The 12,258-nt window shown below is 58.1% G+C and carries 8 protein-coding genes; all 8 read right to left on the bottom strand.

All coding sequences use genetic code 11. The features are described 5' to 3' along the window. Window positions 1–75: 75 nt before the first annotated feature. Complete coding sequence (locus AC50YM_RS11545; protein WP_494957091.1) at window positions 76–690, bottom strand: LPXTG cell wall anchor domain-containing protein; 615 nt, start codon at window positions 688–690, stop codon at window positions 76–78. Between the two features lie 172 nt (window positions 691–862). After that, complete coding sequence (locus tag AC50YM_RS11540; RefSeq protein ID WP_494957090.1) at window positions 863–2,599, bottom strand: DUF4012 domain-containing protein; 1,737 nt, start codon at window positions 2,597–2,599, stop codon at window positions 863–865. A gap of 150 nt (window positions 2,600–2,749) precedes the next feature. Then, a complete protein-coding gene (locus tag AC50YM_RS11535; protein ID WP_494957089.1) occupies window positions 2,750–4,063 on the bottom strand; it encodes a UDP-glucose dehydrogenase family protein in 1,314 nt (437 codons plus the stop codon). A 61-nt stretch (window positions 4,064–4,124) separates the two neighbouring features. Then, window positions 4,125–5,594 carry a sugar transferase gene (locus tag AC50YM_RS11530; RefSeq protein WP_494957088.1) on the bottom strand — a complete coding sequence of 490 codons (1,470 nt, stop codon included), beginning with the start codon at window positions 5,592–5,594 and terminating at the stop codon, window positions 4,125–4,127. Between the two features lie 27 nt (window positions 5,595–5,621). Next, window positions 5,622–6,596 (bottom strand): GDP-L-fucose synthase family protein, encoded by a 975-nt coding sequence (locus AC50YM_RS11525; protein ID WP_494957087.1) that lies wholly within the window; start codon window positions 6,594–6,596, stop codon window positions 5,622–5,624. After that, complete coding sequence (gene gmd, locus AC50YM_RS11520) at window positions 6,596–7,624, bottom strand: GDP-mannose 4,6-dehydratase (RefSeq protein ID WP_494957086.1); 1,029 nt, start codon at window positions 7,622–7,624, stop codon at window positions 6,596–6,598. The genes AC50YM_RS11525 and gmd overlap by 1 nt, the downstream gene beginning before the upstream one ends. 33 nt (window positions 7,625–7,657) lie before the next feature. Next, window positions 7,658–8,941 carry a glycosyltransferase family 4 protein gene (locus AC50YM_RS11515; protein ID WP_494957085.1) on the bottom strand — a complete coding sequence of 428 codons (1,284 nt, stop codon included), beginning with the start codon at window positions 8,939–8,941 and terminating at the stop codon, window positions 7,658–7,660. Between the two features lie 1,427 nt (window positions 8,942–10,368). Next, window positions 10,369–11,586 carry an acyltransferase family protein gene (locus tag AC50YM_RS11510; protein WP_494957084.1) on the bottom strand — a complete coding sequence of 406 codons (1,218 nt, stop codon included), beginning with the start codon at window positions 11,584–11,586 and terminating at the stop codon, window positions 10,369–10,371. Window positions 11,587–12,258 lie beyond the last annotated feature (672 nt).

The following is a 12,258-nucleotide window of genomic DNA, read 5'->3' as shown; positions in this document are numbered from 1 at the left end:
AAGTGTTCAAAGCAAAAGGGAGGTGGTCTCCAGTATCCCGGAGACCACCACCCTTTTGATGCGTTGTAGCTGTGCCTAGGCGGCGACGTCACCCTTAGCGCGGCGGCGAACCACTACGACGGAGGTGATGCCGGCTGCCAGGGCGCCCGCGCCTACCAGAGACCAGATCATCAGGTTGGCATCTGCACCGGTGTTCGCCAAGGCGGTTCCATTACCCGTGTCGGCCAGGCCGGCGCCCACCGCGAGGCCCTGCACCGTGACAGTGGAGCTGGCGGTGAGGCCGGACTCAAGGCCGGTTGCAGTCAGGGTGTAGATGCCCGTCTCACTGATCGTCAGCGGGAAGGCGAAAGCGCCATTGGCTTTCGCTTCGGCGGGGAAATTCTGCGCTGCCAGCGGCAGGGTGATTTTTCCGGAAACCGTCATGCCACGACCCGCGACGCTTGCGCCGGTCGAAGCCGGACGCTCGCCCGGCCTCACGCTAATAGTCAGGCCTTCGCCGGCCTTGAAGCCGTTGCCGCGGAAGACGAACTGCTCACCCGGGCCAACAGTGCCGTCAGAAACGGCGGCGTTGGCGGAGTTGGGGGACTGGCCGGGGCCCACGGGCGGGGCCGGGTAGGTTGCCATGGCCGGAACTGCGCCGATAAGTGAGATGGCGCCGGCGAGTGTGATCGCTGCAAGTGTTTTTTTCATGAGTCCCCCTGAGACCGTGTATACGAGTGTCACGCGATGTGGAGATTTCCGGCCCCCCAGTGGCCGCCAGATGAAATCTCATTAGATAAGTCCCTGCAGACACTAGCATCCATAATGAGTGTGACCAAAGTGAATCAAGTTGCTTTACATACCGTTAACTCAGTGTTTACGTTCATTGATCGCAGACTGCCTCTTCGGTGGCGAGGATCACGTCTTTGACAGGCTGGACGGTGGGCGTGACAACCACGTTAGGTTCCGTATGCTGGACGATTTTGCCGAAGGTCAACTCGACCGTGCTGCTTTGGCCCGGAGCCAGGGTTACGGTCACCGCTCCAACTGGTCGATTGGCGTGGCGCTGGGCGGCAAAGTCGGTCTTTTTACCATCGACAAAGGCGGTTTCCACATTGGCCTGTACCGGGCCGTACCCAATCACGTTGGTGCGGACAGAGCCCGCCGGAACCCCAAAAGCGCCATCGCCGGTGACGTAGGCCGGCAGAGAAGTCGCCGCGTCGGCGGGGGCGGTATTGCTGCTGATAATGCGGACTGCTGTTTGTTCGTAGCCGTCGACGGCGCATTTCTTGACAAGTTGGACAGTCCGTTTGACATGGAAGTCCATCTTTGCGCCGGTGCCGTCGTTGAAATACACTCCAAACTGCGCGGGGGCGACGCTTGGACCAGCGATTGATCCGCTTACAGGGTACTTAGCGAGAACGGACTGTTCCTGGGCAGCGGCCGACCACAGGAGAATTCGGCCCTCCGAGGCGCCACGGGCAATTCCGTCAATGAGTCCCTTGGCGTCGCCGTTTCCGCCGGTGGAAAGCTTGCCGAATATTTCTTTCGCCACTCCGGCGAAGTAAGCATCCTGGTATTTCGGCACCTTGATTTTGGCATAGACGTCGGAAAGTAGGGTTGGAACGACGTTCTTGCCGCTCAGTTGCGTCGGCAGCCCGCCGCTAGCCAGGGCAAGGAGCTCGGGCCCCGTGAGTTCTACAGGTCCTGTTGCATCGAGGACATAGCCCAACGAGATTGGATCCATGGAGATCACACCGTCGACCCGCTGGCCGGTCTTCTTCTCCCACATGGCCTGCGCAGTGGCAGCCGCGGTAGGGAAGTCAGGGGTCAGATTGACGTCTTGCATGTATTTGCCGAGTCGCGTCGAGTAGATCTGTTCTTGCTCGTCGTCCACTGCGATTGAAGGCGACATGGTGCCAACTTCGCCGGCACTGCTTTGTGCGCCGAGAGTCAGCTTGCCGTCGTTCAGTGTAAGTACAGCCAGAGCTCCCGGAATTCCGCCCGAGGCTCGGGCTTCAGCATTGTTCTGGATCATGAGCAGGTAGTTCCGCTGGCCGTCGGCTCCGAGCATGCGGGGAGCGATCTCGGCCGCAACTGCCGATGCATCCAGCGCACCAGTCACTTCCTGCAGCTGCTGACGTGCCCGCATCAACGGCTCGGCCACCTGGGGCCACAGGCTGCCCGTCTCGATTCCGTCGAGCCGTTCGGCTGACACCCGTACTGCGTGAGCGGCCGCTGAAACGCTGGGAGAGGCGCTTTGGATTGGATCCAGGTCAGTCCCCACGCCGTTTGGCAGCAGGCTGTCCCAGTTGAGGGAATCGAAAACCCGAACGAGGGGAACCAGACCCAGGCCGGCGACATCGTCTGCTGAGCGGGCAACTTCGGCGACCGCGCTGAAGTTAGCCCCGACTCCCGGGACTGCGGAGGCCAGGGTCCAGAGGGGGTCTCCCGCCGCCGCGCGGGCCGTCGCCGCATGGGCGCGAAGCTGATCCGCCGTCGCGTTGGCCTCTTGCGATTTGCCGCCAGCAATACTGTCCTTGAGAACCGGGATGAGCTGCGTGGTGGCCTCAAGTTCGTTCTTGATGATCGTTGCTCGGGAGCCTAGCCAAGCGGCCACAGCCACAGCCAGGACCAATACAGCCCCCAGACACGACGCAACAATAACTAGCCGACGGCGGCGTGTGCGCGGGTCGACTGCCCGAGTCCCCGCCGATTTGGGGCGGCATTTGTCGCCGGCTATCTGGGCTCCGTCTGTTTCAGTCATGGTCTATGGACGCCCGAGTCCGCGATAAGTCCAACCGGCTGCACGCCATTTGCCGGCATCCAGGACGTTACGCCCGTCTAGGATGCGGGGAGAGCCAACGGCCGCCGCTAGCTCGTAGGGATCCAGGTCGCGGTATTGCTGCCATTCCGTCAGAAGCAGCAAGGCATCGGCCCGCTGTACAGCCATGTCTGTGTCCAGTTCGTAATGCAGCTCGGGGAAACGTCCGGCGGCATTGGTCAATGCCTTAGGATCCGTAACGGTCACAACGGCGCCCTGCAATTGGAGCTGGGCGGCAATACTCAGCGCCGGCGAATCGCGGACGTCATCGCTCTCAGGTTTGAACGCTGCACCCAGTACGGTGATCCGCTTCCCCAGCAGCATCCCGCCGCACAGTTCACGGGTTAGCTCCACCACCCGCGTTCGGCGGCGCATATTGATCGCGTCCACCTCGCGAAGGAACGTCAGTGCCTGGTCCGCGCCCAGCTCGCCAGCCCGAGCCATGAACGCCCGGATGTCCTTCGGCAGGCATCCCCCACCGAAACCGATACCGGCGTTGAGGAATTTCCGGCCGATTCTGTCGTCCAGGCCGATCGCATCGGCTAGCTGGGTAACGTCGGCCCCTGCGGCTTCGCATACCTCGGCCATCGCATTGATGAATGAGATTTTTGTGGCAAGAAAGGAGTTTGCTGCTGCTTTGACCAGTTCAGAGGTGGCAAGATCTGCCACCAGCCGCGGCGTGCCAGCGGTTAAGGGCACGTAATAGACCTCATCCAGAATCGCTACGGCAGGATGGTCTTCGGAACCACCGGCGACGCCGTAGACAAACCGATCTGGCTGCAACGTATCGGAGACGGCATGTCCTTCGCGAAGGAACTCGGGGTTCCAGATAAGGTGTGCAGTCGCTTCCACGTCCTGGACCAATTTTGCAAGCCGCGCAGCAGTCCCTACAGGCACGGTGGACTTTCCGACGACGACGTTTCCAGGCTGGAGATGGGGGAGGAGGGCGAGCGTTGCGGCGTCAACGTAGCTCATATCGGCACCGTTTTCACCCTTCTTCTGTGGAGTCCCCACGCAGATGAAGTGGACATCGCTTCCCTTCGCAGCGGCCATGTCTGTTGTGAAAGACAGCCTTCCGGCTGACTGAACCTCGTCAAGGAGTTCATCCAGTCCGGGCTCGTAGAAGGGCGCTTGCGCCGCAGAGAGGGCAGCAATCTTCCGCGCATCGACGTCGATCCCGGTGACATCGTGTCCCAACTTCGCCATGCAGGCGGCATGGACGGCCCCTAGGTAGCCACAGCCGATTACTGAAATACGCATTTTTTGCCTTCCCAAAAGAAGAATTGGCGGCCGCGGCCGCAGGAGTGATGCAGTGCCCGGATCAGACCGCGCCGGTGCTCGCAAATACTGCTTTGAACGTCTTGAAGAGAATCAGGACATCGCCCATAAGTGACCAATTCTCCACGTAATAAAGATCCAGCCGGATGCTCTCCTCCCAGCTGAGATTGGAACGGCCACTCACCTGCCAAAGTCCGCTCATGCCGGGGCTCACATAGAGTCTCCGATGGGCGGCGTCGTCGTATAGCGCTACTTCACCTTCGCGTTGCGGTCTTGGCCCTACGAGGCTCATGCTTCCACCGAGAACGTTAAGAAGCTGTGGCAACTCATCCAGCGAGTACTTGCGAAGAACACGCCCCACTGCTGTAATGCGCGGATCGTTATCGACTTTGAAAAGCGGCGTGTCACCGGATCCTTGTGCCTCAAGTAAGGCCTGGAGTTCGGTGTCGGCATCGACCTTCATGGATCGGAACTTCAGCATGTTGAATGTGGTTCCTCGCAGCCCTATTCTTTCCTGCCGGTACAACACGGGTCCCCTGTCGCTGAATCTGACAAAGAGGGCTAGCGCTAAGAAGATGGGGGAGAGCGCGGTCACTAGGAGTCCGGCCACAGCTATATCGAAAGCTCGCTTGGCCACCTTCTTGCCCCCCGTTAGCTTGGGCGTGGAGACGTGGATCAGAGGGAGGCCGGCTACTGGCTGGGTGTGGATTCGGGGACCAGCTATATCCGTCAGTGCGGGAGCCAAAATCATGCCAATGTCCCTCGCGGCCAGTTCCCAACCGAGTCGTCGAAGATCCTGCGGATGGAGGTTCACCCCAGCCGACACAGCAACAGCGTCTACGTGCGAGTCCAAAATAACGGCGAGAATAGATTCGAAATCTGATTGCACTCCCGTGACCGGAACAGCCAAACCGGCCCCCTCTGCCGAATCTCTATTTGCTCCCGGAAGATGTGCGGCCACAGGAAGATATCCTGCCGAAGGCACGCTCTTAAGCGAGCGCACCAGGTGGGCGGCAGAATGGGGACCACCGATAATCAAAACACGGGCGCTGCTGTTGCCACGTTTTCGCTCAAGAGCCAGGTGTTGCCGAACAAGCCACCTTGCAACAAGGAGACCGACAGCGCCGGCCGGAAATGCCAAACCGACAAACCCACGCGCCGTATCGACTCGAAGGGCGTAAGAGACTACGGCGACAAAGCCAAATAACCAAGCCGAACTGGCAATGACTCTTTTGTACTCTTCAGATCCCGAACCGAGGACGCGGGGCTCTCTAGAACCCCAAAAACCAAGCATCAGCCACCATGCAACTACCAGTGCCGTCGACAACACAAGGTAATCGACTTCTCTAGTGTTCCCGGAGCCGAAGTCGGTGAAACCAAATCGAATGCCGTACGCGCCTGCGACTGCCCAGATCACGACCCCAGCATCGAGAATTCTGAGACGTCGCGGATACTTGTGCCGCCAATCACCGAACCGGCATATTCGAGGCTCTGAATTTTCATTTATCGTCACTCTGTCATCCCCCGAGCAAAGCATTCTTCACGAGCGGACTTGGCCGATGTTAGCTCGGTACCAGTCAACAGTGTTCTTTATTCCGTCATGCAAATTAGTTCGGGCTGTCCAGCCAGCGTCGGCCAACTTGGAGACGTCCAGAAGTTTCTGATGTGTACCGTCAGGTTTGGCTGTGTCCCAAGCGATTTTCCCGGTAAACCCGACAGCTTCCGCGACAATTGAAGCCAGTTCTCTAATTGTTATGTCGGAGCCGGTCCCCACGTTTACTTGGTCAGCGCCGTCGTAGTTTTCCAATAGGTGGAGGCACGCAGCCGCCATGTCATCCACGTGAAGGAACTCGCGTCGGGGTGACCCCGTCCCCCAGTTGGTAACGGAGACGGCTCCAGCAACCACGGCTTCGTCGTAACGGCGGATCAGTGCAGGTAGAACATGGGAACCATCAGGGGAGAAATTGTCTCCTGGCCCATAGAGATTGGTCGGCATCGCCGAGATCCATGGCAAGCCGTACTGTCGGCGAATCGCTTGAATTTGCATGATTCCTGCGATCTTTGCAATCGCGTAGGCGTCGTTCGTCGGCTCCAAGTGCCCAGTTAGGAGTGATTTTTCGCGGATGGGCTGTTCTGCGAATTTGGGATATATGCAGGAGGACCCGAGGAAGAGCAACCGCTCAACGCGGTGCTCCACTGCAGCGTCGAGGACATTTACCTGGATGCGGAGGTTTTCACTGAGAAAATCAACGGGGTAAGTGTTGTTTGCTAAGATCCCCCCGACCTTGGCTGCCGCTAGGACTACATAACGAGGCTTCGCCTCGGCAAAGAACTGGAACACGGCGTCCCGCTCAGTCAAATCGAGTTCCGTGGATGTTCGCCCGACGAGGTTCGTGAAGCCCTCCAGTGCAAGATTTCGCCAGATGGCCGAGCCGACCAGTCCTCGATGTCCAGCAACGTAGAACTTCGATGAACGATCGAGATTCTCCGGGACGAATTTGACGCTATCGTGCATTACAGTTTCCAACTGTCCAGGTCAACGCTGTCGATCCAAGGGTTCCCCGCATGTTTCAGGGCCTCAATATCAGCGTCCACCATGATCCGGGCTAGCTCCGGGGTATGCACAGAGGCCTTCCAACCGAGCTTCTCCTGGGCCTTGGATGCGTCGCCCACGAGTGCGTCGACTTCAGTCGGGCGCAGGTAACGTTCGTCGAAACGCACGTGGTTCTCCCAGCTGAGGCCTGCGTGTTCGAATGAGATCTGGAGGAAGTCCCTTACTGTGTAATTGCCGCCGGTCGCGAGGACAAAGTCGTCCGGTTCGTCAGCCTGAAGCATGCGCCACATACCTTCGACATATTCGGCCGCATAACCCCAGTCGCGAACGGCGTCAAGGTTTCCCATATAGAGCAAATCCTGCTTGCCCGCCTTGATTGCAGCAACCGCACGAGTAATTTTGCGGGTGACAAAAGTTTCGCCACGGCGGGGAGACTCATGATTGAACAGGATACCGTTGACTGCGAACATTCCATAAGCTTCTCGATAGTTCTTGGTTATCCAGTAGCTATACACTTTGGCTGCGCCGTAAGGGGAGCGCGGATAGAAGGGGGTGTCCTCATTCTGAGGCGGCGGTGTGGCGCCGAACATCTCTGACGACGAAGCTTGGTAGAACTTCGTTTCGATCCCAGACATTCGCACTGCTTCAAGGAGGCGGACGGTACCCACGCCTGTGGTGTCAGCTGTATGTTCTGGTTCATCGAATGAAACCCGCACATGTGATTGAGCCGCTAAATTGTATACCTCATCAGGCTTGATATCAGCAAGAAGCGTCACTAGGCGTGCGCCGTCACTTAAATCGCCATAGTGCAAGAACAACTTAGCCTTCGGGTCATGAGGATCGACATAAATGTGGTCAACGCGAGCGGTATTAAATGTCGACGCACGACGAATTAGCCCGTGGACCTCGTAGCCTTTGCCGAGCAGAAGCTCTGCCAGATAAGAGCCGTCCTGTCCCGTTATCCCCGTAATTAATGCGCGCTTAGTCAAGGTGCCCCCATTGCTGCGAAAGAACCGCACAAACTACCTGCTGCGCGATGAAGCCAGATTTGCTACGAAGTCATCATACTGGCTCAAAGCTGATGCTTCGGCCAATGCGTCAAACCTGAAACGTAGACCCCGAAGTCCCAACTCGCGCGCGTAACCGGGATTGTCGGCCAAAGTCTCGGCAGCGTGGAGCAGGGCTTGAGGATCGGCTGCTGACACACGGATGCCGCCCCCGGAGGCTTCAACTTCGACCGACGTCACGCTGCCTCGATCGGAGGCGGCGATGACCGGAACTCCGGCGTTGAAGTAAGATGTCAGCTTACTTGGCACAGACATGTCGCGGACTTGAGGGAGCTCATTTACCAAGAGGGCATCGGCAGAGGTCAGTGCGAGCTGGAAGTCTTCGTCCGGCAAGGAGTCCACAAAAGACACACGTGTCAAGCCCGCAGCAGCCAGTTCAAGGACCGAGCGTTGGTGACCGTCGCCCATCAGCACAAACCGTACGTGGCTACCACTTTGTTCTGCCAAGGATGCTGCGTTTACGACGTTCTCCAGCCCTTGCTTAGTGCCCATGTTTCCCGCGTGCAGGACAATGAATTCTCCACGCTCCCAGCCCATGCGCTTTCTGAAGGCCGCCTGGCCTTGTGAGGGAGCAAGGGGGAGATGAGTCCAATTTCGGATGACCCTCACGGAGGATTTTTTTATATTCAAAACGTCAACGAGGTAGCTCTGGAACCGTTCGTGTATGGCGACAACGCCGTTCGCCGAACGAAGGATGCGGCTTTCGACATATTTCAATACGGCCGCCGAGCCTCCACGTGCTGCGGATGTCTCCACTAATCCTCGGCTGTACAAGTCTTGGGTCCAGATCCCGACCGGCGGCCGACGGTATCCGAATTTTGCTCGAAGTACCCCAAAGGCCGTAGAAAAGAGGGCTGGGCTAACAAGTATCACGACATCGGGTCGATTCCACGGAGCGAAGAAAAGCCGGATACCAAAGCTGAGCTCCATGTGGAGCCGGGACAAGCCAGTGGGCTTGCGCGGGATATGGTGCCGGAGCCTAGTCACGGGGACCCCATTGATGCTTTCGGTAGCAGACCAGCCGTCATACCCGTCACGGCGTCGCCATTCCGGATAGTGGGGGTAGCCAGTTATCACTCTCACAGAGTGGCCACTGCGAGCCAGTCCCTCGGCAAGCCCAGTAGTATATGGAGCGTTTCCTGAGGGTTCGGGGGAATAGTGGAGCCCGATGATTGTTACGCGTAGATTTCGTTGAGTCACAAGGTGTAAGAGTAGTTCTAGTCTGGATTTTGGATGCATTGGGGGAACGTTGATGAGTCAGGAACAGCGGTCGAGCGCGTGCGGCGAGGTGCCCGTTATCGATCTGTCCCAAGCCCCTGGGGAGCGAGAGGCTTGGGACAGACCCAAGTGGATCGTCTACTTCTGGGGTGCGTGCGAGCTACTTTTTGTGACGAATCCGTGGCAAGTAAGTTCTGGCTTGAGGGTGCATATACTCCGGGCGTTTGGCGCAACTATAGGGAAAGACGTGATCTTTCGACCTCGAACTCGAGTCAAGTTTCCGTGGAAGCTCCACGTCGGGGACCGGAGCTGGATAGGCGAAGGGGTCTGGATCCATAATCAGAATCACGTTTTCCTTGGAGACGACTGCGTTGTGTCCCAGGAGGCGTTCATAACCACGGGGAGTCATGCCCACAGACGCGACATGGCGCTGATTACCGACAAGGTCGTTATAGAAGATGGGGCCTGGGTCACCACAAGGTGCATAATTCTGGGAGGATCTGTGATCGGGCGGTCCGCACTTATAGCTCCCGGCACTGTCGTAAAAGGACATGTTCCCGCGAACAAGATAATAGGCCAGGACGGCCCTAAAGTTTTGGGCGATAGATTCGATCTCGGCAATCCGAAAAGACCCGGGCGCGCACAACGGTGACTAGACCGTTTGTGTCGAGCCTTCGTGATTGAGTCCCTCTTGGCGTCAGCCTGAGTCCAGCCCTGGTGTTTATTGGAAGTTCATTTCCTTCGCGGCGCGAGACTCAAGACCAGAAACTGCCCGGCCTCGGCCATCTTGAATGCCGTTGCCGACCGCGCGGTGGATTTTGCCGGTGACGGGAGGGACCATATTTTTGGCCTCGGAGAGGAAAAGAGGGGACCCAGTCGGGCAATAAGGATCCGGTCCCCGGAGTGCTGGTGGTCGAAGCTGAAATCGTATAGCTCCTTATGCGCGGAACCTCGCGGCCTTGATACTTGTCCCCGCTCCGGCGGCGTCGGTTTCGGCAACTTCACGGGAGAGAACAGCTTCCACATACTCCTCATGGGACCAGCAGTGTTCCGGGCCTGAGCCCAGGCGGAACCCTTCGTCTGATCCGTGGTGCCCGGGCGTAGTGCTTGACTTGGGAGGGGTCCCGATCATCACGCCCTCTCCGCAGCCCGGCGGCCGGGGTCGATGCCGAAGACGAGGGCATAGGCGCCTAAATCCCTCACCTTCAGCCCTTCCACGGGTTAGGTGCCTTGCGCCCGCTGGGTTCGGACCTCTCGGCGCATCACAACACACATGGGCCGGACCGGTACAATCAGGTGCCGGGGTCGCGGATCTCCGCCCAATTATCCAAACCGATCACGTTCCATAATCGTCGAAAGCCACGTTTACAGTTAGCCTTCTGGGGCCTATTTCGGTGGGATTAACCGTTGGGGGTCTTGATGCCCGACACGCAGATTTTGGCCGGCGTCTAATCGACAACGCGACTTCGTCTTGATCCCCCACCCGTGATTGCCGCAGGATTGCGGGAGACTAAGTTCATCCTCATCGCCCATCGCCGCACCGACGTCGTTCTCGCTTCAGTAATAAGCGAGAGGCCCCAGGCAAAGAGGGCAACTAATGCGACGAGTCCTATCGCGGCGGAAACTGCCATCCCTGACACTTGCCAGCGCCCGGCGGCGGACGGGACAAATATGGAAGCTAGAAGTGCCAAGACCGGGAGATGCAGGGCGTACAGAGAGTAGGACCATTCTGCAGCGTTGGAAACTGTGGAGAGTGCTTTACCGCCAATCTGGACATCCGTTAGCAGGCTAGCGACAAATAGGGTGGCTGCTGCCGCAATGACGTAGTCCATGAGCAAGTTCTGTTCGCCAAATTTAACACTTGCCGCACACGCCGCACACAAGATTAACGTTGCGGCGCCGCGAAGCAGGGCACGGAAGACACCGGTGAACTCGCGAATCATAGCAATAAGACGGTCTCGCTGCCACGCAATCACTGCCCCCGCGAGCCAGACGGGGAAAAGAATCAATACATCACCGCCCACGAACAGGCAGCCAAGGATGACGAGGAGAGCACAAACTAGACGCTTCGTCATGGTTTTGGCGGCGAAGACAAGTAACAAACCCGGAAAAAGAAGATAATACCAAAATTCGTATGCCAGCGACCAAAGCGGTGTGTTTGTGCCAAGCGCCGCCACATGGATCGACTGCAGGAAGAATATGTTGCCGAGTATTTCCGTCATGCCCAGGGTTGGGAGGGGTCCCGACGCTGGTACTACTGTGTGATAAGCAAGTGACCCCGTATAAATGCTACTCGTCGGGGCGATTATCGATCCCAGCCGATCCAGCAATTGAGTGATGGCAAGCGCAGGGATTAGCACTAGCCAGAGCCTCGTCAGGCGTGCGAGACCGTAAGCCTTCCATGTAAAGGTCCCATTGGCAACGCCGCGCAGAGCTGTTCCGCCAACCCAATAGCCGCTGAGAACGAAAAATACTATGACCGCAGGGTGCCCTAAGGACGTCATCAAATAAAATAGCTGCGTAAAAACGGACTTCGAGTTGGAGTCGTCAAAATCGACGAAGTAGAGCGCACGCATGTGGCCGAATACAACAAGGAATGCAGCAACTGTGCGCACAGAGTTGAGGGACACATTGACGTTGTGACTCTGCGTGGTGGCTGATCGCATGGTCGCATTGTGCCATGAGCACAGCAGTCGGCTCTAATTGAGTGCGAGGGCATACGTACACCCGCTGGAGAGGTCGTTGAGCTGCATGTGGAGTCCAGTTGCTTCAGCCGCTGTTGTAGATCGGCTGTACGCGATAAATGGATGTTGACTTCATGCGCGTCACGAAATTGCTTTTAGCTGCCAGGGCGGACCGGTTCTTTGCTCTCAGCCGGACGCTGGTCTCTCTCAGCCCTCAGGTTCAACGATCATCAGACTCTCTTTAATGGGGCCGCACCGGGGACGCGGAGCACTCGAACTCGATCGTCAACCTGCTGCGAAAAGTCCATCATGCCAATGACGAAGTGGCCTTGGCGAAAGGGGCTTCGTCCGTGGTGGTCTTCGCTTCGCGGGGTGGCCGGGAGGCCGGCGGCATGGGGATAAACGGAGGAATTGTTGCTTCTCCGCGCGCAGCCGGCAGGGGACCGCATGGCATAGAAAGAGGGAGCGTCTCCGCCGCCGCAGCTGGGACAAAGGGGAAAAATCCCCGTGCTGCCGACGGCCGACAACGATTTGGCCTATTAACCCGGATTTTTCATGATGGCCGGGTTGGGGGTCGGTCAGGGTCTGATTTCCTTTTCCGGCTGATTTTGCGGTTTTGGGTGTGCTGGAGGGGCCTGTTGTCGCTGGTTGGGC

The organism is Pseudarthrobacter sp. RHLT1-30-1 (assembly GCF_059383415.1).
Note: the sequence above shows the minus strand (reverse complement) of the source record. Positions and strands in the feature narration are given on the sequence as shown.